We start from the raw sequence: 20,700 nt of genomic DNA, 5'->3' as shown, positions 1-20,700 counted from the left end.
GCGCGGGCGCGGCGCCGGGGTCACCTGGCGAGTTGGGCCGGATCGTCCAGCCGGGTCAGCTTCCGCGGGTTCCGCACCACGTAGATCCGCGTGACCCGCCCGGCCTCCACCACGAGGCTCACCGCGGACGGCTCGCCGTCGAACTCGATCCGGCCCGCGGGCGCGCCGTTGAGCCAGACCGCCGCCGCACTGAACCGGGCGACCACCTCGTTCGCGCGCGCGAGCAGCGCCGCCACGACCCCGGCCCCGTGGACGGGGGCCAGGGCGGCGGCGACCAGCCCGCCCCCGTCGGCGATCATCACCACGTCCGGCGCCAGGACCTCCATCAGCTCCTGCAATCGCCCGGTGCGCAGCGCGGCCAGGAACCGCTCCACCACGGCCTGCTGCTCCGCCCTGCTCACCGGCGTCCGAGGCCGCCGGGCCGCTACGTGCTCACGGGAGCGCCGTGCGATCTGCCGCACCGCGGCCGCGGACTTCCCGACGGCCTCGGCGATCTCGCCGTACGGGAGCTCGAAGACCTCGCGGAGCACGAACACCGCCCGCTCGGCCGGCCCGAGCGTCTCCAGCACGGTCAGCATCGCCATCGAGACGCTCTCCGCGAGTTCGACGTCCTCGGCGACGTCGGGGCTGGTCAGCAGAGGTTCCGGCAGCCACTCGCCGACGTAGTCCTCGCGGCTGCGCGAGAGTGTCCGCAGACGGTTGAGCGCCTGCCGGGTGACGATCCGGACGAGGTACGCCCGCGGGTCCTGCACCTGCGACCGGTCGGCGCCGGCCCACCGCAGCCAGGACTCCTGGAGCACGTCCTCCGCGTCGGCCGCCGACCCGAGCATCTCGTAGGCGACGGTGAACAGCAGACTGCGGTGGGCGACGAACGGGTCCCCGGTCATGCCGTCGGCGCCACGCGGGCCTGCTCGGGGCGCCCGGCCAGCGGGATCGCGCACGCGTCGGAGTAGCCCTGCGACGTGATCCCGTGCGCCCTGTTGATCCTGGCCGCCAGGTTGGCGAAGCCGATGAACGCGGTGAGCTCGACCAGCGCGGCCGGGCCGAGCCGGCCGAGCAGGCTCGCCGACAGCTCGTCGGTGACGGTGGGCGGCGTGTTCGTCATGGCCTCGGCGTACTCCAGCACCTCCCGCTCCAGCGGGGTGAACACCTCCGACTCCCGCCAGCGCGGCACCTGACTCGCCTTGGCGAGGTCCAGGTTCCGGTTCTGCGCCACGAAGTAGTTGACGTCGAGGCACCAGCCGCAGCCGATCCGTGCCGCGACGGCCATGTGCGCGAAGGTCTTGAGGCCCTCGTCCGCCGCGTTCCAGGCGCCCATCGCGGCCGAGAACTCCAGGTTGGACGTGGCGACCGCGGGGTTGTTGAAGGCCACTTCAAGGGGCTCCGGGACGGCGCCGAACTGCTGGGCCAGGTTCTCCCTGAGCTCGGCGGGGAGTTCGGCCTTCGGGATGCGCGGTGTCATGGTGTTCTCCTGTCGGGTCGGCGGCCGGCCCGTCGGCCGACGGGCCGGTTGGCCTGTGCGACATGAAGACACCGCCGGGCCCGCGCTTGTGACAACCACCGGACGGCGGCCGTCACCGGTCGCCGCCGACCGCCCGCGGGCCGGGCCCGGCGGGGTTCAGGAGGCCAGCAGGGCCTCCGCGATGCCGCGGGCCCGCCAGGCGGAGTCCGGGGTGCCCTCGCGCAGCGCGGTGACGATGGCGCCGTCCATCAGGAGGGCGAACTGCTTGGCCCGGACCTCCGGCTGGGGGACGTCGGCGTCGCGCATGAGCTGCTCGACGAGCTCGATGACGCGGGTCTTGTGCAGCGCCGCCATGTGGCGCGCCGGGCTGGTCCGGTCCGAGATCTCGGTCATCGTGTTGATCGCGACGCAGCCGCGGTAGTCCTGCGCCGCGAACCGTTCGGCGAGCGCGTCGAAGATGTTGAGCGGATGGCCGCCGTGGGCGGCGACCCGCTCGGAGAGCCAGGCGCGCCAGCGTTGGTCGCGGCCTTCCAGGACCGCGGTCACCAGGGCCTCCTTGCCGGCGAAGTGCCGGTAGAAGGAGGCCCGGCCCACGCCGGACTCGGAGAGGATGCGCTCCACGCCGACCGCGTGGATCCCGTTGGCGTAGAAGAGGGATTCGGCGGTGCTCAGCAGGCGTGCCCTTGCGTTTACTGCCATGCACCCGATCCTAACCACCCTTGACGCCAAACGGCACCGGTCGGTACCGTCCTGCTGTCGGTACCGGTCGGTACCGTTTTCGCGGGGCAGTCGCCACCGCGTGACCCCGGCGGTCGGGCCCCCGACCGCCCCCTGTACCAGCGGCTGCACGGCCGCCCGGGTCGGGACGCCCCGCAGCCGACGCTGCGCGGCCGCCCGGTCCGGGACGCCGAGCGGCTGCCGGCCTTCGCCGCGCCCGGGGCCGGCGGCCCTTCCACGGGCCGCCGGCCCCGTCCGGGCGGCGGCGGCACGGGCGTCAGGAGTCGTCGCCGACGCCCTCCTCGCTCCTGATCAGACGCCAGGCGGCGCGGCGGGCACTGCGGTTGAGGCTGGACTGGAATCCCCTGTCCGGGGCGAAGTACCGCTTGCCGAGGTCGGTGACGATGCCGATGTAGTCCTCGACCTTGTCGGCGAAGACCCGGTCGAAGACCTTGCCGAAGTTGTCCTCGTCGTTGACGACGGCGGCCTGGCGGACCTCGGTCTCGGCGAGCGCCGCGTTGAAGGCCGGCAGCAGGTCCCGCTCGGTGAAGTCCGTCCCGAACCTGTCGTTGAACCTCGCGATGAGCTGGGACAGCAGGGACGTCTCCCGCTCCCCGCCGCCGCCCGCGCCGTCACCGACGTTCGGGACCAGGGCCGGCCCCTCCGCGGTCAGGCCCACGTCGTACTCGCCGGTCTTCTCCACCCGCAGATGGCTCAGGTCGACCTCGCCGATGTCGACCCCGCCGTCGGCCCGGCGCGGCAGCCGGTTGAGCAGGTACCGCCCGTACAGGTGCAGGCGCTCCAGGTCGGGGTCGGTGTACGGGACGACCTGCGCCAGGAACCCGTACTTGCGCACGTAGTCGTTCAGGTCCGCCCGGAAGGCCTCGGCCACCTGCCGGTCGTCCTCGTCCTCGCCGTCCAGCAGGGCCTCGAAGGCGGCCACCGCCGGGGCGAGCAGCCGGTACAGCTCCGCCTGCAGCCGCTCCCACCTCGCCGCGGACCCGCCGGCCCTGTCCTGCGCGGCGAAGTAGGCCGCGGCGAACCGGTCCATCTCCTGTGCGGTGAGGACCGGCGCGGACATGACCCGGCTCTGCGCCTGGTAGAGCAGGTTCGGCTCGGACGGGAAGGTCTGCGCCTCCACGAAGTACGGCCGGAACGCCTCCCGGACGTCCGCGGCCTCGTTGACGAAGTCGAGCACCACGAGGTCCGCCTGCGCCTTGCGCTCGGCGGTGCGGTTGATCCGGGACAGCGTCTGCACGGCGGAGATGCCGGTCAGCGTCTTGTTGACGTACATCGTCGTCAGCAGCGGCTGGTCGAAGCCGGTCTGGTACTTCTCCGCGACGACCAGGATCCGGTACTCCTGCCGGCCGGGCCCGCCGGCACGGACGGCCTTGTCGTCCGCCCGGGTGTAGGCGAACGCCTTCGGCAGCGCGCCCTCGGACACGCCGCCGTTCTCCCGGGCCTCGGTGGTCTCCTCGCCGTCGAGGGCGAGCGAGCCGGAGAACGCGACCAGCACACCGAGGTCCGGGTACCTGGTGTCGTAGCCGCGGTCCTTGAGGTAGCTCCTGATCGCCCGGGCCGTCTGCACCGCGGACTGGCGGGACGCCGTCACCACCATCGCCTTGGCACGGCCCCCGAGCCGGCCGCGGGTGTGCGCGAGGAAGTGCTCCACGATCACCTGCGCGTGCTGCGCCACGGTGTGGTCGTGGGTCAGCGCGAACCGGGCGAGCAGCGGGTTCGCCTTCTTCGGGTCGACCTCGCGCTCCTCGGGGTTCCGGTTGACCAGCTTCCAGTAGGTGCCGTAGGTGACGTAGTTGCGCAGCGGGTCGAGGATGAAGCCCTCCTCGATCGCCTGCCGCATCGAGTAGGTGTGGAAGGGCCGGTACACGGCCGCGCCGCCGACGTCCCGGAGCGTGCCGAACAGCTCCAGGGTCTTGGCCTTGGGCGTGGCCGTGAACGCGAAGTAGGAGAGGTTGGCGGCCCGGGAGCGCTGCGAGGCCTTGCGCCTGAGGCGCTCCTGCACGGTGGCGGGGGTCTCCTCCGCGGCGGCCTCGGTGGCGCCCGCCTCACCGGAGTCCCCGTCGAGGCCCAGGTCGCGCAGGGCTGCCCGGACGGCGGCGGCCGCGTCGCCCGACTGCGAGGAGTGGGCCTCGTCCACGACGATCGCGAAGTTGTGGCCCCGGATCTCGGTCGGGTTCTGCCGGAGGAAGTCGAGCAGGGCCGGGAAGGAGTGGAGGGTGACCGTGACGATCTTCCCGGACTCCCGGGAGAGGGCCCGCGCCAGCTGCGCGCCCTTCGCCCCCCGGCTCTCGTCGATCTTCACGACCAGGCCGGCGGTCTGCTCGAAGCCGCCGACGGTCTCCCGGAGCTGGGCGTCCAGGTTGCGGCGGTCGGTGATGACGATGACCTTGTCGAACACCGGCACGCCCGGCCTGAGGCCGGCGGCGAGCGCCTCGGGGTCGAGGGCGGCCGGATCGGCGAGCGTGTGCAGGTCGCTCAGCCGGTGGGCGAGCCAGCCGATGGTGTTCGACTTGCCCGAGCCGGCCGAGGCCATGACCAGGTAGTTGTGGCCCGCCCCGTGCACGGCCGCGTGGGCGGCGAGCTTCCGGACGGCGTCCCACTGGTGGAACCGCGGGAAGACCGGCTCCCGGGTGGTCCCGCCGCCCGGTGTCCGCTCCTTGTGGAGGTGGACGTACCGCTGGAGGAGGTCCAGCCAGTTGTCCCGCTGCCAGACCTGTTCCCACAGGTAGGAGGTGGCGTAGGTGCCGGGCGTGGTGGGAACGGGGTTCCCCGCGCCGCCGGGCTCCCCCGGGCCCGCGGAACCGGTGTTGAACGGGAGGAAGCGCGTCCTCGCGCCGCGCAGGCGGGTCGTGACGAAGACCAGGTCGGGATCGACCGCGAAGTTCGCGACGACCCGGCTGGTGAACAGCGGCTCGCTCTCGTCGCGCTTCGTGCGGTACTGCTCCTTCGCCTGCTCGACGCCCTGCCCGGTCAGCGGGTTCTTCAACTCGGCGGTGGCGACCGGGATCCCGTTGAGGAAGAGGGCCAGGTCGAGCCGGTTGCCGTGGTCGGCCCGCTTGGTCGCGTACTCCAGCTCCGGGACGACGGTGAGGCGGTTCGCCCGGTAGCCGTCGAGGACGGAGTCGTCCTCGACCAGGTTGGGACGGAAGTACGCGACCCGGAGGAGGACGCTGCGGTCCTTCACGCCCTCGCGCAGCACCTTGAGCAGCCCGTCGGAGGCGATCGCCTGGCCGAGCCGCTTCGCGAACCCGCGCTCGGCCTCCTCCGGGACACCGGCGTACTGGGTGGTGACCAGCTCGTCCCACGCGTCGGCCTGGGTGTCGCGGATGAAGGCGAACAGCTCGCCGGGGTCCAGGCCCAGCTCGGCCCGGTACTTCCGCGACCTCGCCTCGCGCCACCCGCGCTCGGTCATCGCCGCGACGACGGCCGCGCGGAAGGCGGCCTCGCCGTGGACCCGGGGCGCGGCGGTCACTGCGCGGCCCCCCGGCCGGAGGCGCTGGACACGTCGAGCCGGCCGGTGACGGCGGCGGTGACGAGTGCCTGCCGGCGCTCGGCCAGCAGGTCGAGCTGACGCACGAGTGCGTCGGTCGCCTGCCGCGTGGTCGCGCGGTTCGCCTCGTACTCCTTCACGACCTCCCGTTGGCGCCGGAGGTCCAGGGTCGGCACCGGGAAGTCCAGGACCTTCGAGCTGCTCGTCGTGGCGATCCCGACCTGCGTCGAGGTGAAGCGGAAGTACGTCCGGCCGTGGGACGACGCCAGCAGGGCGGAGAGGTAGTCCGGGATCAGCCTGCGCCGGTCGGCCCGGATCGCGAACACGTGGTTCTGGTGCACCATTCCGGCGATCTCCCCGGTCCAGACCGCACCCCGGCCGAGGTTGTCGGGATTCCCGTTCGCCTCCGTCATGACGACGTCCCCGGGGCGCAGCGTCGAGCGCCGGGCCATCGCCACGGGGATGGTGATCGTCTTGATCTCCGACAGGTCGAGCCACTCGCCCTGCACGTTCGCCACCCGCAGGTACGGGTACTCGGCGTCGTCGGAGCTGCGGTCCCGCGCGCCGTGGACGGTGACACCGGTCTGGACCCGGGCGAGGTAGCCGAGCCTGGCCGTGGCCACGGACGCCGGCAGCCACGGCCACAGCGGATGGCGGGCGCCCGGCGCACCGGCCCCGGGCACCACCAGTTCGGAGAGGAAGGCGCTGTAGCGCTCCGCCACCTTGTCGATCTGGCGGCGCCTCATGCCGGTGAGGCCGTCGATGCGACCGGTCTCGGCGTCGAGGAAGTCCGCGATGCGGCGCTGCTCCTCCAGCGGGGGCAGCATGATCCGCTCGCTCAGGACGTCCGAGGAGGACAGGTGCTTGACCGTGGTCGAGAAGGTCAGGTCGTTGATGATCTTCAGGGCGGCCGGCAGTGCGTAGGCCACGAACCGGATGTCGACCCCGCCGCGCGGGCGCAGCAGGCACAGGCGCTGGTTCAGGGCGGCCCGGCCCTTGTTCCAGAGCACGAGGTTGAAGTCGCCGTCCATGCCGATGACGACGTCGCCGTCCCGCAGCAGCACGGACGGCGGGACGGATCCGGTCACGAACGTCTCGAACGGCCCGTCGCCGAGATCGCGGATCCTGACCAGCGGCACGTCGCCGGTGGGTCCGAAGGTGTCCGAGGGGAACGGGTGGCCGTTCGTGAGGGAGACCAGGTCCCCCACCCGCCGCAGTTCCCAGCCGTCCGGGACCTCCTCGGTCCCGGACCGCACCTTCCAGGCCTGGCTCATTCCGCCACCTTGCCCAGCAGGGCCTGGATCTCGGCCTCCAGCGCCTTGAGCTCCGCATCGATCTCGGCGAGCGGCCTGGGCGGCTGGTAGACGTAGAAGTGCCTGGTGAACGGGATCTCGTACCCGGTCTTCGTCTTGCCGTGGTCGATCCACGCGTCCGGGACGTGCGGCAGCACCTCGCGCCGGAGGTACTCCTCGACGTCCTCCCCCAGCGGGACGTTCTCGTAGTCGCGCAGCTCGGTGTCGGGTTCGGGCGCGCCCTTGACCGTCTGGACCTCGCCGTCCGCGTCGCGGACCCCGATCAGGTCCCGCATGACCTTCGCGAACGCCGCGCCGCCGGGCCAGGCCAGGCCCGCCGCGACGACCGCGTCCTTGAGGGCGACGAGCATCTCCGACCTGGTCGGCCAGCTCCGGCCGACCAGCGGCCGCAGCGCGTCGACGAACTCCTCCGCGTACGCCAGCCGCTGCACCGGCTTCGCCTCGGCCAGCGTCGCCGGCGTCTCCTCCGTCACCTCGAACCGCAGCTTCAGCGGCCGCTCGACCGTGATGCGCTGGTAGCCGAAGTCCTCGTTCCGGAAGACCTTCACCTTGCCGTGCAGCGGGTGCTCCGGGTCGTCGGCGACCTGGAGGGCCTCGCCGTACAGGCGGGTGATCTCGCGGATCTGCGCCTCGCTCATCTGCTTGCGCTTGTCGCCGAGGGACCTTCGCATCTTCACCCAGTGCTCGCGGGCGTCCAGCAGGACGACCTTGCCCTTGTGGGCGGCGGACTTGCGGTTGGTGAGGATCCAGAAGTACGTGGAGATGCCGGTGTTGTAGAAGAGCTGGTCGGGCAGGGCGACGACCGCCTCCAGCCAGTCGTTCCTCAGGATCCACCGGCGGATGTTGGACTCGCCCGACTCCGCGGCGCCCGTGAACAGCGGGGAGCCGTTGAAGACGATGGCGACCCGCGAGCCGCCTCCCCCGTTGGCGTCGACCGGCTTCATCTTCGACAGCATGTGCTGCAGGAAGAGCAGCGAACCGTCGTTGATGCGCGGCAGGCCGGCGCCGAACCGCCCGGCGTCGCCGAGCGACCCGTGCTCGCGCTCGACCTTCTCCTTGACCTTCTTCCACTCCACGCCGAACGGCGGGTTGGCGAGCAGGTAGTCGAACTTCTCATGCTCGTGGCCGTCGTCGGTGAAGGAGTTGCCGAAGGCGATGTGGTCGGGGTCCTGGCCCTTGATCATCAGGTCGGAGCGGCAGATCGCCCAGGACTCCGGGTTGAGCTCCTGCCCGTAGACCTCCACCCTGGCGCCCGGGTTCAGCGCGGTGATGTGGTCCTCCGCCGCGCTGAGCATGCCGCCCGTGCCGCAGGCGGGGTCCAGGACGGTGCGCACCACGCCGGGCAGGCTCAGCACGTCGGCGTCGGGCCCCACCAGCAGGTTGACCATCAGCGTGATGACCTCGCGCGGGGTGAAGTGCTCACCGGCGGTCTCGTTCGACTGCTCCGCGAACCGGCGGATGAGCTCCTCGAAGATGTAGCCCATGTTGTGGTTGGGGACGACCTCGGGATGCATGTCGAGGTCGATGAACCTGGAGATGACCTGGTAGAGCAGGTTCGCCCGCTCCAGCCTGCGGATCTGCTGGTTGAACTCGTACTTCTCCATGACCTCGCGGGCGTTCTCGGAGAACGCGGCGACGTAGCGCTGGAGGTTGGTCGCGGCGTTCAGCGGATCGTCGGCGATCTTCTTCAGGGTCAGGGACCCCTTGTTGTAGAAGGAGTGACCGGAGGCCTTGCGCAGGAAACGGTCCTCGTCCAGGTCCTGGCCGACGAGCTGCGCCGCCGTCGCGGTGACCTTCGCGCGGGTCGGCTCCAGCACGCACTCCAGCCGCCGCAGGACGGTGAAGGGCAGGATGACCTTGCCGTAGTCGGACTGCTTGTAGTCGCCGCGCAGGCGGTCGGCGACCGACCAGGCGTTGTTCGCCAGCTCCGCGTGCTTGCTGCTGTTCAAGGGGTTTCCCCGGTTTCCTGTCGGGCCGTCCGCCCATGGCCGGGCCGGACGGATGAAGTCTGGTCGCTGCTGCGGGCCGGCTGCGGCCGCCCGGCCGCAGCGGCGCCGCCGGACACCGGCGGCAGCAGGGCGCCGGCGGTGAGGCCCGCGGTCACCGCGGTGGCGGCCTCCGCGGCCACGGCCGCCGCGCGGTGGGCCGCGACGCGCAGCCGGTGGGCGTGGCGGAAGGCCTCGCCGTAGCGGCGTTGCTCGGTCAGGGACACGAGCGGGACGCGCAGCCTCGCCGGGTTGACCTGGACCGTGGTGGTGCCGGTCGAGGCGGCGGAGATGTTGTCGGCCGCGCCGAGGAATCCGGCGAGGAACCACGGGTCGAGGCGGGCCGGGTCCGGGCGCAGCAGGTGCAGTGCGGAGCCCAGGAGCGCGCCGGCGTCCCCTTCGTCCGCGACCCGGGTCATCGGCCCTGCACCGCCCGTGCCGGCGGCGGCGCGCAGCAGCACGTCGCCCGCGGCGATCGCCTGGGTGGTGTCCGGGTGGGCGTCCCCGCCGTCGCCCGAGGGCGCGGTGCCGTCCCGGACGTCCCGTGCCGTCAGCACCGGGCGGTGCCCGCCCGCCTCCGCCGGGGCGCTGCCGCCGCCCCTGGGGTCGCGTCCGCCGCCCGGCGGCGACGCCCGGACCACGGCGAGGGCACCGCCCCGGGCGAGGTCGGCGACGGTCACGGTGCGCCACTCACGTGTCGCGGCGCCGGCCGGCTCGCACTCCCCCGCCCCGCCGAGTGCGGCCAGTTCGCCCAGCTGCTCGCCGAGTTGACCGTGCAGCGCGGCGATCCTGCCCGCGAGTGCCGCCGGGTCGACCTCGGCCGCGCGGACCCGCCGGCCCGGGGTGAGGTCGACGACGTCGTCGAGGAGGTCGACCACCGGGACGGCGCGGGCCGACCCCGACTCGTCGGCGAAGCCCTCCGGCCGGGCGCGGTAGGCGGTCCACGGCGCCAGCACGCGTTCCGCGAGGCCCGCCCAGTCGACGCCGTCGACGCCCCGTGGACCACCGCGCACCGGGACACCCGAACCGGCGCCGTCCGACGCCTCGCCGTTCCCGTCGACGAAGAGCACGGAGGCCCGGTCGGCGGCCCCCGGCTCGGGCCGCTGGAGCACCCAGACGTGCAGGGCGATGTGCAGCGGGTGGGCGACGCGGGCCGGCAGGGAGACGACCGCCCGCACGGCTCCGCTGCGGACGAGTTCGGCGCGGACCCGGCGGGCGGAGGTCCGGAAGGCGAGGGCGGGCGGCAGCAGCATCACGACGTACCCGCCGGGCTCGACGTGCGCGAGGGCGTGCTGGACCCAGGCCAGCTCCGACTCGAAGCGCGAGGGGACGCCGTAGGCCCACCGGGGGTCGTAGGCGAGCTCGTCGCGGCCCCAGTCGCGGTCCCCGAACGGCGGGTTGCACAGCACGGCGTCGGCGGTCAGACCGGGGAAGGCGTCGGCGCGCAGGCTGTCGCCGGTGGAGATCACGGCCCCGCCCTCCGCGGGCGGGCCCGGCTCGTCCAGCATCAGGGCGACCGACGCCCGCTGCGCCTGGAGCGCGAGGGCGTCCTGCCCGTACAGCTCGCGCGCGCCGCGCCGACGGGCCGCCGCCAGCAGGGAGCCGCTGCCGCAGGCGGGGTCGAGCACCCGGAGGACGGGCCCGGGCAGCAGCGCGGCCATGAGCTCGGCGAGGCCCTCGGGGGTGCGGTAGGTGCCGCCGGCCGCGCTCTCGTCGAGCTCGCGCTCCGCGAGGACGTCCAGTGCGGCCCGCGGACCCGCGCCGCGCACGCAGGCGAGCAGCGCGCGGATCACGCCCGCGTCCTCGCTCCCGTAGGGGCCGGCCGCGGGCCCGGACGCGCCGCGGGCCGTCGCGGCCCGGTTCATGGCCTGGTCAGCGGCCTGGTTCGGGGCCTGCTCGGCGGCCTGGTTCGCGGCCCGGTTCGCGGCCGCTACGAGCCGGTCACCGGACAGCTCCAGGGGGCCGTCCGACTCCTGTTCGGCGAGTCGCGCCGCCGCGGCCAGCAGCGGGAAGAAGCGGGTGGTGTCCGCGCCCGCCCCGAGCAGCCGCAGCGCCGTGCGCAGCGCCTCCTGCGGCGAGGCGGCTGCGGTGCGCCCCCGCTCGCGGAGCCACTGCTGGACGGCGCCCAGGTCGTAGAGCGGGCTGGTCTCGGTGCCGCCGCCGGGCGCCGGGAAGTCGGCGTGACGCCGCCGCCAGTTGCTGACGGTCGCGCGGGTGACGCCGGCGATGCGGGAGATCTCCGCGGCCGTCACCCGGGCGGACGGCGGCGCTGCTGGCTGTTGCGGCATGGAGTTCCCGCCCCTCCCGGAAAATGGACGGTAAACAAGCTACACCATCAGCAACAGTCGATCTTCGATTGACGGTGCTTTCACCGGCACGAACCGCCCTCCCGGGATCACCCCGCCCGGGCCGTCCCCGCCCGACGCGCCCGGGTCCGGGGAGCGGCCGCGCTGCGGTGCGAAGATCACCTCCCGGGGGCCTCAAGGAAATCCGGGAGGCATTCATCCGGCATGTCCCGGTTTTGCGGGCGTTCCGGTGCGATCGGCCAGAACCCAAAGTCGCCCGCCCCGACCGTCGTTGACATGGCGGGACAGGCCGTGCAGTCTGGGCCGAAAGGGGAAACGAGGCGCCCGAATCCGTGCACACGGGTCATCTTGGAGGTACGGAAGAGTGACACCCAGGAGCCGGAGCGGCCATCTCGTCGCGGTGGTGGGAATCGACGGCGCCGGCAAGACGAGCCAGGTGGGGCGACTCGCCGAGTGGTTCGAGGGCCTGGGGCGCCCGACCCGACGTTTCCTGAACCAGACACAGCTCCCGGTCCGCCGGGCCCTGGACGCGATCGCCAGGGAAGAGGGCTTCCCGGGCCACCTGGAAATGCTCGGGGCCGACACGATCAGGCTCATCTCGGCCTGCGCGCGGCTGTCGGCGCTCGCCCCCGTCGAGGAGGTGCTGAACACCCCGGGCGCGGTGGCCGTCGCCGATCGCTACACCGCGTGCCAGTACGCCGCCGTCCGCCTCCAGAAGGCGGACAACGAGGAATTCCTGAGGCGGCTCAACCGGTCCCTCCCGCAGCCCGACCTCACCCTTTTCCTGGACGTCGATCCGGAAGTCGCCCGGGAAAGGATCGCGCGTCGCGGAATCGACGAGGAGACGTTGGAGTTCCTCGCCGACTACCGGGCGGCCTACCGCTCCCTCCCGGAATTCGAGGATTTCGTCGTGGTCGACGGGAACGGCTCGTTCGACGACGTCCAGGAGCTCCTCCGCGAGGCCGTCCGCAGGACCCTGCCCGAGGCGGTGCCCACGCCCGGCAGGGCGTAGGCACTCCTCCACCCGGGACGGCGGCGGCTGATCGCCGGCGTCGGCCCCGCCGGGGTTCTCCGGGCCCCCGCGAAGTACGCCACGACGACCCCCAGCAGGCCTGAAGAACCGTCATTCCCTCGGGGCGGACGCCGGTTTGAGCGGATTGCCGCCGGCTCCTTCCACCGTGCCCGGGCCGTCCCGGCGGCGCGCCCGGCGGTGACGGCCGGGCAGGCGTGGGGGACGGCCGGGCGCACCCGGGGGCCGGTTCCGTCCGCGGCAAGCACCGCGGACGGCCGGCGCGTCCGCGCCTCCCGGCGTCTCCGCCGGCCCGTCGGCCCGTCGGCCGTGAGCGCCGTCGTCACGGAGCCGGAACCCGCCCCGGATCGCGGCCGGCTACGGCGGGCAACGGCCGGGACGGCGGTGTCCTGCCGCACGAAGCCGCGCGCGTGCCGCGGACGGGCTCCTCACCGCCGACGGACCGGGCACCCGCGTCGGCGCGCCGCCTCGGGGCCCGGGGCCGTCGACGCCGTCGCCACCGCGCCGTGGTCGGCACGCTCGACCTCCCCCGCCCCCCGGGCGCCACCCTCGCAGCTCTCCAGGTGCCGGACCGGTTCGGGGCCGCGCCGCCGGCCGGGGCGCCGGATCACGTCGGCCGGCCGGGCGGTGACGTAGCAGCACGCCGGCTCGGCCGCCTGGTCCGCGTCCCCTCGCAGGTAGGCCTCGCGCAGACCCTCCCGGGCCCGCGCGGCGAGGGAGCGCACTCCGCTCGGTGTCATCCCCATCCGGTGTCCGACGGCGGCCGCCGACTCCCCCTCCACGACCGTGAGCCACAGGAGCGCCTGCCACCGGTCGGGAAGGGAGCGATAGGCCTTGGCGACCAGGGCGGTCTCCTCGGTGGCGAGCAGCGCGGCCTCGGTCTCCGCGTCCCCGGCGAGGTGTTCGGCCCAGGTCTCGAAGTCCTCCGGCAGCAGCACCCGGCGGGTGACGTGCCTGCTCCACTCCATCGCGGTGCGCCGGACACAGGCCATCAGGTAGGGGCGCCAGGCGTGACGCGGTCCGTGGCCACGGGCCACCGACATGTACGTACGGGCGTAGGCCTCGGCGGCGAGGTCCTGCGCGGTCTGCGGGTCACGGCAGTAGCCGCGCGCATAGGCCAGCACCGCGCCGTGGTGGCGGGTGAAGACCTCCGCCATCACCTCTCCGACCCGGGAGGTGTCGGTGGCGGTCGCGGCGGGAAGGACCGCGGAGAGCTCGACGTCGCTCATGGTGCTCAGACCCAGTCCGTGGTCGTCGGAACGCACGGTCAATGTGTTCTCCTCAGCTCTGGCCGCCCCGTGAGGGGCAGGTCGCGCGCACCGGGGGGTGCGGCGGCCGCACACGGGGTCGGGGGAGATCGGGCGTGGCTCGGTTGTCGGCGAGGCGGGGCAGGCGCGGCGCTGCACCTGGCGGCTCTTGGGTGGACGGGCGCGGGGGCACCCGGTCCCGGAGGGACGTGACGCTGTCGATGCCTTCGGCCTGCCCGGGTTGGACGACACCGGTGACGGACGACTGCCGTGCCGTCGGGAGGCGGTGGAAGGTGGTCCACAGCACACCAGCCGGACGGCGTTCGGGCAATCGTCTCCAGGCCCGCCTCCTGCCCGCCCATTCCCAAACCGAATAGCGGGGGGCTCCCGTCGGGCTGTGCGCGCCGGCGCCGGGACGCTCGACGGCCCGCCTCCCCGCCGACCTCCCTGGTCCCTTCCGTCCCGAACTCGTGTCCCGCGCCGTGGGTATAACAGAAATGCCGATTCGGGTTTGGCATGTTCCGAATCGATGGCGCGGCACCACCCATGACACCGTGACGGACTTCCGGGACCCCGCCTGGCACCCGTCGTGCCGCCGGGAGACGTCTCGTGAGGACGTTCCCGGCCCGTCGTCGACGGGCCGGGCGCGGACGCGCGCGCCGCGCCGTACGAGGCGGCGGAGGCCCGGAACAGCCGCGGCGGGACGGCGAGGCCGCAACTGCCCTGCGAGTCTTCACTGCTGGGGTTCTCCGGGCGTTCCGCGGGCGCGACGGAGGCGTTGGCGCGATGCCGGGACCGTCCGGAGCCCCGAGGGTGGTCCGAGAAGCCCGGTCGCGGCCCGTCGCGCGCACGGCTGTCGGACGTCCCTCTGCCGCACAGGGCGGTGGAACCCGGCCGGGTGGCACGCGGCCGGCCCTCACGGAGGCGGCGAGGAACGCCTCGTGGGCCTCGGCGGACGTCAGCGGGCGGCCCGCCTCCGAGGTCCCGCCCGCAGGGGATCAGCTCCGCGGGCCGCCCGCTCCTCGGCACCCGCTCCCCGGCACCTGCTCCCCCGGGGCCACCCGGCCTGGCTCGCGCGAGAGCGCCGACGCGCCCGTCCCCGCCCCGCTGCCGTCGGCCCCGCCTCCCCGGGCTCGACGACCCGCCGGGCGGGGTGGGCACACCTGCCGGCCCGGGCCCGTGGAAGCCCGGAACGCGACGGCGGTGGCGACGCCACGGAGACTCCCGCGGGCCCAGGCCCGGGGAGTCCCGTGGTGTCGCCACCGCCCCGATCGGTCGAGCGCTCGCCGGGGTCAGCCGGCCCCGGACGGATCGTGGCCGGTGTCATCGGCTCGGTCGCCGTGACCGGCGTGCCCGGTGTGGTCGGCGCCGCCCGTGATCACCCCTCCCAGCTTCGCGTGCAGGAGGTCCGCCGTGGTGTCGGACAGGACGACCACCCACCGGTCACCCACCAGGTACGACCCTCCGTACTCCTCGGCCCCCGACGTCCAGGCCGTCTGGGCCCCGGCGGTCGGGAAGGTGGCGATCCAGACCTCGTCGTCGCCCAGGGTGCACAGCCCCTGGCGGAGGTCCGTGGTGTCGGCGGTGATGTCGGCCTTACAGCCGATCCGCTGGGCCAGGTCCTCCACCGAGGCCCGGGCGGCGTCGGCCGACGTCCGCGACGGGGTGAGCAACCCGCCCGCACCGCCGAGCAGTTCGACGACGCCCAGGAGGAGCAGGACGGTCAGCGCGAGCCACTGGAGCCTGCGACGGACGGTCCTCTGCGGCCGGACGGCCGCCAGGGTGGAGTCCCCGGCCGTCACTTACCGGTCACCGGCTTCCCGGCGGGGTTGATGGCCGACCACAGGTTGTCCTTGCCGTTCCCGTTGGCGTCACCGGGGGCGTTGTCGCCCGCGTAGGTGTAGACGGGCTTGCAGTTGACGGACAGCTGCCAGGTGCCGTCGGAGCGCTGCATCTTGCCGATCAGCTTCGGGTCCACGCCCTTGACCTGGCTCGGGTCGACGGCCGGCGCCGGCTTCCAGGTCATCGCGCACTGGCCCTCGCAGAGGGAACGCATCGGCCAGGACGGGTCCTTGGCGTACTGGTACAGCGTCATGCCGCGCGCGTCCACGACGATCGAACCCAGCTGCGCCTGGACGGTCACGGAGACCTGCGCCCCGCCCTGGGCGGGCTGCGACGGCTGGGGGTTCGGCGCTGCACCCGTCGACGTCCCCGACGGGTAGGTCGTCCCGCCGGTGGCCGCGGCGGCCGCCTTCTTGCCGTCGGGTGCCAGGGCGAACCAGGTGCCGCCGACGCCCTGGCCCTTGGTGTCACCGGCCGCGGTGTCCTGCGCGTAGCGGTAGACCGGCCAGCCGCCCAGCGTCAGCTGCTTCGATCCGTCGGCCCGCGTGACCTCGCCGATCACGCCGGCCTCGATCCCGCTCCCCGCGGTCGTGCCCTCCTTGGCGACCGGCGGCCAGGTCTTGGCGCAGCCGTCGTTGCAGTTGGACATCGGCGGTTTGGCGGTGTCCTTGTCGAACCGGTAGAGGGTGAAGCCCTGTCCGTCGGTGACCACCATGCCGAGCGCGGCGTCGTTGCGCACGGTCAGCGCTCCCCCGGCCTGGCCCCCGCCCGCCGACGCGCCGGCGGACTGACCGCCGGCGGACGGCGACGCGCCCGCACCGCCGTACGAGCCGTAGGAGCCGTACGCTCCGCCGCCGGCCGGCGCGGCGTCCTGCGCGCCGACCAGCTGGCCGGAGCCCGACCCGGACGACGACTTGGCGCTGCTGCTCATGCTGCCCGTCAGGGCCATCACCACGAGCCCGACCAGCAGCAGGCAGAGCCCGACCAGTCCGTATCGCTTCGTCAACATGTTGCTTGCCTTTCCATCGGTGGAACTGGCCTTCCGTGGATGTGTGCGTCCCCTGAGGTCCGCTCCGGCGCCGAACGCCGGTCCGCGGACACGGGACGTGGGTCTCAGGGTCGATGGACCTCCGGAAGCTCTCGATCGGCCCGCCGCCGCCCCGACGAGCGCCCGGGGCCGCGCGGGCCACGCGGCCCACCCGGGCCGCCCGGTCCGCCCGGTCCGCCCGGTCCGCGCTCGGACAGGAGCGGCAGCGCCCGGAACCGCGTCGGCCTCACTGGATCCGCAGCGCGAGCGCGGGACAACGGTCGACGGCTCGCGCCGCCCGGGAGAGCAGCCTCGCGGGTACGGGCATCACGCCCGCGGCGGGGAACCCGTCCGCCCCCAACCGGATGACGTCGGGCAGGACGCCGGTGCACAGGCCGTGGGCCTCGCAGAGCGTCCAGTCGACCACGATGGTGCCGGCGCTCTCGACCTCCGGCAGCGGCAGGACGTCCTGCAGCGGCCGCCCGCACCCTCCCTGGTACGAGTGCGCGACCAGGTCGTCGTCGAACACGGCCAGCGACGAGGCCACGAAACGGGCTGCGGCGTCGGGGTGGCTGCACGCCCCCCGTCCGGTGACCGCCCGCATCCCGGCCTGCACCCGGTCGAGTGCGGCTTGGCCGCCGCCGCGCACCAGGTCCTCGAGTGCCGCGGTCAGGTCGGGGAGCCCCAGGTAGCACGGCCCGCACTGGCCCGCCGTCTCGTCCGCCATCCAGCGGGAGATCCTGACGACCTCCCACAGCGGACAGGTCGTCTCCGGCAGCGGCAGGATGGCCCCGGCGCCCAGCGCCCCTCCGAGGCTCTGGAAGGACTGGCGGGACACCACGGCCGAGCGGGCGGCCTCCGGGGTCAGCCACTTCCCGTGGTAGCCGCCGACCAGGACCCCCTGCCCGACGTCCAGGCCGCACGCCGCCAGGACCGGTTCCAGCGGCACTCCGGTGGGGGTCTCCACCACGGTCGAGCCGGCGATCGTGAGCAGCACCGTACCGGGTTCCTCGGGGGTGCCGATCTCCCGGTAGGGCAGCGCACCCCAGCGGGCCGCCACGGCGAGCTGAGCGAACGTCTCGGCGTTGGACAGCAGCGTGGGGGCACCCCCGACGCCGCTGTCGCTGGTGCGCACGCCACCTCCCCTGGGCAGGGCGATCCCGTTGGTGATGCCGCGGGCGAGGGCGCTCCCCTCGCCCGTGACGAACCGTTCGGGCAGCCGCACCACCGTCACCTGCGGCTTCACCGACCTCCGTTCTTCCAGCGCCCGGCGCAGGGACTCCTCGGTGTCGGCCCGCGTGACGCCGATCGCCACCTGTTCCGCGTCCAGCGCCACGGCCGCGATCAGCGCGCCGTCCAGCACGAGGTGCGGGGTGCGCAGGAGCAGCGTGGTGTCCTTCAGGCAACTCGGTTCTCCTTCCGTTCCGTTGACGACCACGACCGGCCTGGTGCGGCGCCGGGCGACCGCCTTGACGACCGCCCTGAGCTTCCGGGCGAAGGGGAATCCGGCACCTCCCCGGCCGCGCAGGTCCACGTTCTCGGCCAGCTCGGCCAGCTCCTCCGCGCGCAGCGCCGGCAACTGGCCGTGGACCACGAGGTGGGAGCGGTAGTCGACCCGGTCCAGGCTCTCCAGGCCGGCGAACAGGACCGGCCGTCCGAACCAGATGACGGGCGGGGGGAAGCCGCTCACCCGTCCAGCCGCCCACGTCCGAGTCCGATGCCGGCCAGGCCCGGCCCGGCGGCCGCGCCCCGCCCCACGGCCGGCCCCTGTCCGACGGCCACGGCCTGCCGCGCGGCCGCCTGCGGACGCGGGAGGGGGGCCTCGGGGCCGCCGGTCTCCGGCCGGAGTGGCCGGACGGTGGCCTGGCGCGGGCCGGAGCGGTCCTGGAGGACCAGCCTGAGCGTGAGCGCGACGATCACGCCCACGACGGCCGCGCCGTACAGCAGCACCACCCAGGAGGCCGCGAGCCGGCCCGACTGCAACCCGTGGACCAGGCCCGCGCCCCACGCCGGGTACGAGCACAGGTGGATGACCCTCCACCGGCGCGCGTCACCCGAGCGGGCGAGCCTCCCGCGGGCCGCCCCGGCGAGCGCGACCGCGGGGAACAGGTAGCCGGCCACGGTCCCCAGGCCGAGGACCACCGGCTTGGCCGGGTCGGCGAACGGCACGAAGGCCGCGAGCATGCCGATCTGTCCCACGACCAGTTTCATCCAGACGTGCAGGACGAGGAAGACCACGCCCGCGACGCCCATCGCACGGTGGACGGCCTGCGCGACGAGCCGGTGCGCCGGGGTCAGGATCAGCCGGTCGGTCGCCGCCAGGCCCCACAGGACCGCGGAGGTGAACGACACGAGCGCCAGCACCCCGACGGCGAACGTCAGGAACGACTGCAGTCCGGGGTTGACGACGACGGCCGTCACGCCCAGGCCCGCCGCCAGTGGCGGCAGGAACGACCACGGACTCGGCTGCTTGCGACCGCCCTCCGCGGACTGGTCGCCCTCGGCCGCCGCGCGCGCCCGGCCGGCCCGCTCGACGCCCCGCGGTACCGGGCCGAACCGCCGTGACCGCCGCCTCTGCCCTCTCACCATTGCTGAGCCCTCCGGCCTCGTCCTGAACCTGCTGTCGAATCGGATGTCGGGATCCCGGCGCCGGCGGCGCGGGGAGTCGCGATCGCTCCCCCGGGCCCCGGCCGAGCCCGTCCGTCGCCCTCCGGGGGCCGGCCCCGGGCCCGGCGGCCCGTCGCGCCCGCGGTGGCCCGGCCCGTCCCGCGCAGGCCTGTCCCGCACGGGCCGGCACCGGAACGGACGGCACCGGAAGGGAGGGGTCACCCGCAGCGACGCCCCTGGTTGATGCAGCCGACCATCTGGTCCAGCAGGCCCTTGTTCATGTTGTTGATGAAGTCACCGTGATCGGTGATCGGGTTGTGCAGCTGCTCGGGGAAGCTGTCGACGGCGTACCGGACCCCGGCCGGCACGTCGTAGGCGACGCGCTCGACCAGCTGGGGGATCGCCTTGAAGTTCTTCGGGCAGGAGCCCGAGGCGTTGGAGAAGGCGGTGTGGGTCCGGTGGTTGGCGCTGTCGATGTTCTTGCCGTCCCAGCAGTCCGGGAACTTCAGCGTCCTGACGACCCTGCTCCCCTGCGGGCAGATCGGGTACTTGTCGACGACCTGGCGGTTCTCGAACCCGGTGCAGCTCCACGACGCCCGGACGTTCGCCGGCCCGTTGGTGAAGGCCTTGGCGTCACCGGTGATGATGCGCAGGAACCGGGCCATCGGCTGGACGGGGTTCCCGGCGCTGGAGGTGTACGTGATGTTCGCCTCGGCCGGGGTGAGGATCCGTCCCACGTTCCGGTCCTTGCCGCCGCCGGGAGCCTTGGCGTCCTTCTCGTTGGTCCCGTCGAAGACCCGCAGGACGGGCCAGTAGTACGCCGACTGGTCCCCGTTCGAGCACGTGGTGCCCGAGGCGGCGAGCTTGGCGTTGGAGGAGAACGCGTCCGTGGCCACGTTGCCCACGTAGTCGTGCATGTGGTGCGCCCCGTTGCTCACGCCGGGGGCGACGATCACGTTGTCGGGGTTGAGGTGGCGGTTCTCGTTGCGCCCGCACTGTGACGTGAAGGAGCCGGTGGCCGGCCCCTTCCGGACGGGCGCCGGAACGTTCGGGGAGACGCTGCGGATGTCGACGAACCCGCGCCTGGGGAGGGACTTCGCCAGGGAGGCCGCCTTGGTCTGGGCGACGGTCCCGCCCTCACCGTCGGCGCTGTACCCCTTGGCCGAGTCCTCGACCACGAGATCGTGCCTGACCACGCACTTCGCCATCCCCGAGACGTCCTGGGGCAGACCGGAGTCCTGGCCGGCGCTGCCCGACAGCTTCTTCAGGGTCTCCGTACGCCTGGTGGCGAGGTCACCCAGGACGCGGTCCTCGCTGTCGTCGGGGCGGGGCGCGGACAGCCGGGTGTACGCGTCCGCCACCTGGACGTCGAGCTCGGCGAGGGTCTTGTCCACCGCGTCCTGTGACGCTTCCGGCACCTCGTTCAGGGCCGCCCCGGCGTCGGCGCAGGCGACGGTGCCCACCTGCGGGGACGCCGACCGCGCATTGCGGGGACGCTCACCGGCGAAGGACACCGCCGCGACCGTTCCCGCCGTGCCGATGCCCAGGATCACCGCCAACAGCAGGGCACCGGCCCTTCTCCTCGACGTGCCACGTTTACGGGACTTCATGTTCCTCACACTCCTCAGAGACCATCGGGCCTGCCGGGCAGGC

General features: G+C 73.6%; 14 protein-coding genes. 1 reads left to right on the top strand and 13 read right to left on the bottom strand.

The genetic code is table 11. The features are described from left to right. Positions 1-20: 20 nt before the first annotated feature. The 7 genes from J5Y04_RS28945 to J5Y04_RS28915 all read right to left on the bottom strand — a co-directional run bounded on the left by J5Y04_RS28945 (position 21) and on the right by J5Y04_RS28915 (position 11,276). On the bottom strand, positions 21-887 hold the full coding sequence (locus J5Y04_RS28945) for an RNA polymerase sigma-70 factor (protein ID WP_209415345.1): 867 nt from the start codon (positions 885-887) through the stop codon (positions 21-23). Next, on the bottom strand, positions 884-1,462 hold the full coding sequence (locus J5Y04_RS28940) for a carboxymuconolactone decarboxylase family protein (protein ID WP_209415344.1): 579 nt from the start codon (positions 1,460-1,462) through the stop codon (positions 884-886). Before J5Y04_RS28940 ends, J5Y04_RS28945 begins: the two co-directional genes overlap by 4 nt. Before the next feature lie 156 nt (positions 1,463-1,618). Next, positions 1,619-2,161 (bottom strand): TetR/AcrR family transcriptional regulator, encoded by a 543-nt coding sequence (locus J5Y04_RS28935; RefSeq protein ID WP_209415343.1) that lies wholly within the window; start codon positions 2,159-2,161, stop codon positions 1,619-1,621. 295 nt (positions 2,162-2,456) lie between these two features. Then, positions 2,457-5,612 (bottom strand): type I restriction endonuclease subunit R, encoded by a 3,156-nt coding sequence (locus J5Y04_RS28930; RefSeq protein ID WP_209415370.1) that lies wholly within the window; start codon positions 5,610-5,612, stop codon positions 2,457-2,459. A gap of 56 nt (positions 5,613-5,668) precedes the next feature. Further along, positions 5,669-6,964 (bottom strand): restriction endonuclease subunit S, encoded by a 1,296-nt coding sequence (locus J5Y04_RS28925; protein WP_209415342.1) that lies wholly within the window; start codon positions 6,962-6,964, stop codon positions 5,669-5,671. Beyond that, a complete protein-coding gene (locus tag J5Y04_RS28920; RefSeq protein WP_209415341.1) occupies positions 6,961-8,952 on the bottom strand; it encodes a class I SAM-dependent DNA methyltransferase in 1,992 nt (663 codons plus the stop codon). The genes J5Y04_RS28925 and J5Y04_RS28920 overlap by 4 nt, the downstream gene beginning before the upstream one ends. Next, the gene (locus tag J5Y04_RS28915; RefSeq protein WP_245205616.1) at positions 8,949-11,276 is read right to left on the bottom strand and encodes an N-6 DNA methylase; all 2,328 of its coding nucleotides are present in this window, start codon (positions 11,274-11,276) and stop codon (positions 8,949-8,951) included. Before J5Y04_RS28915 ends, J5Y04_RS28920 begins: the two co-directional genes overlap by 4 nt. 382 nt (positions 11,277-11,658) lie before the next feature. Here J5Y04_RS28915 and J5Y04_RS28910 point away from each other — a divergent pair, with 382 nt between their 5' ends. Beyond that, on the top strand, positions 11,659-12,306 hold the full coding sequence (locus tag J5Y04_RS28910) for a hypothetical protein (protein ID WP_209415340.1): 648 nt from the start codon (positions 11,659-11,661) through the stop codon (positions 12,304-12,306). Between the two features lie 446 nt (positions 12,307-12,752). Here the strand turns inward: J5Y04_RS28910 and J5Y04_RS28905 are convergent, their stop codons facing one another. The 6 genes from J5Y04_RS28905 to J5Y04_RS28880 all read right to left on the bottom strand — a co-directional run bounded on the left by J5Y04_RS28905 (position 12,753) and on the right by J5Y04_RS28880 (position 20,657). After that, positions 12,753-13,589 carry a sigma-70 family RNA polymerase sigma factor gene (locus tag J5Y04_RS28905; RefSeq protein ID WP_307853352.1) on the bottom strand — a complete coding sequence of 279 codons (837 nt, stop codon included), beginning with the start codon at positions 13,587-13,589 and terminating at the stop codon, positions 12,753-12,755. Positions 13,590-14,863: 1,274 nt separating this feature from the next. Further along, positions 14,864-15,373, bottom strand: coding sequence for a hypothetical protein (locus tag J5Y04_RS28900; RefSeq protein WP_209415338.1), 510 nt, complete (start codon positions 15,371-15,373; stop codon positions 14,864-14,866). After that, positions 15,370-16,422: an SCO0930 family lipoprotein gene (locus J5Y04_RS28895; protein WP_245205611.1), complete on the bottom strand. Its 1,053-nt coding sequence runs from the start codon at positions 16,420-16,422 to the stop codon at positions 15,370-15,372. The genes J5Y04_RS28900 and J5Y04_RS28895 overlap by 4 nt, the downstream gene beginning before the upstream one ends. A 265-nt stretch (positions 16,423-16,687) precedes the next feature. After that, positions 16,688-18,130: an NADH-quinone oxidoreductase subunit NuoF family protein gene (locus tag J5Y04_RS28890; RefSeq protein ID WP_209415337.1), complete on the bottom strand. Its 1,443-nt coding sequence runs from the start codon at positions 18,128-18,130 to the stop codon at positions 16,688-16,690. Continuing rightward, on the bottom strand, positions 18,127-19,029 hold the full coding sequence (locus tag J5Y04_RS28885) for a hypothetical protein (RefSeq protein WP_209415336.1): 903 nt from the start codon (positions 19,027-19,029) through the stop codon (positions 18,127-18,129). Before J5Y04_RS28885 ends, J5Y04_RS28890 begins: the two co-directional genes overlap by 4 nt. Before the next feature lie 236 nt (positions 19,030-19,265). Beyond that, positions 19,266-20,657, bottom strand: coding sequence for a DUF1996 domain-containing protein (locus tag J5Y04_RS28880; protein WP_209415335.1), 1,392 nt, complete (start codon positions 20,655-20,657; stop codon positions 19,266-19,268). Positions 20,658-20,700 lie beyond the last annotated feature (43 nt).

The sequence above is a fragment of the Kitasatospora sp. RG8 genome (assembly GCF_017813315.1).
In the GTDB taxonomy this organism is placed as follows: domain Bacteria; phylum Actinomycetota; class Actinomycetes; order Streptomycetales; family Streptomycetaceae; genus Kitasatospora.
Note: the sequence above shows the minus strand (reverse complement) of the source record. Positions and strands in the feature narration are given on the sequence as shown.

What these genes read in the sequence shown, in the direction of transcription:
- J5Y04_RS28945 (WP_209415345.1), bottom strand. Translation starts at nt 887, where the DNA reads ATGACCGGGGACCCGTTCGTCGCCCACCGCAGTCTGCTGTTCACCGTC.
- J5Y04_RS28940 (WP_209415344.1), bottom strand. Translation starts at nt 1,462, where the DNA reads ATGACACCGCGCATCCCGAAGGCCGAACTCCCCGCCGAGCTCAGGGAG.
- J5Y04_RS28935 (WP_209415343.1), bottom strand. Translation starts at nt 2,161, where the DNA reads ATGGCAGTAAACGCAAGGGCACGCCTGCTGAGCACCGCCGAATCCCTC.
- J5Y04_RS28930 (WP_209415370.1), bottom strand. Translation starts at nt 5,612, where the DNA reads ATGACCGAGCGCGGGTGGCGCGAGGCGAGGTCGCGGAAGTACCGGGCC.
- J5Y04_RS28925 (WP_209415342.1), bottom strand. Translation starts at nt 6,964, where the DNA reads ATGAGCCAGGCCTGGAAGGTGCGGTCCGGGACCGAGGAGGTCCCGGAC.
- J5Y04_RS28915 (WP_245205616.1), bottom strand. Translation starts at nt 11,276, where the DNA reads ATGCCGCAACAGCCAGCAGCGCCGCCGTCCGCCCGGGTGACGGCCGCG.
- J5Y04_RS28895 (WP_245205611.1), bottom strand. Translation starts at nt 16,422, where the DNA reads ATGTTGACGAAGCGATACGGACTGGTCGGGCTCTGCCTGCTGCTGGTC.
- J5Y04_RS28885 (WP_209415336.1), bottom strand. Translation starts at nt 19,029, where the DNA reads ATGGTGAGAGGGCAGAGGCGGCGGTCACGGCGGTTCGGCCCGGTACCG.
- J5Y04_RS28880 (WP_209415335.1), bottom strand. Translation starts at nt 20,657, where the DNA reads ATGAAGTCCCGTAAACGTGGCACGTCGAGGAGAAGGGCCGGTGCCCTG.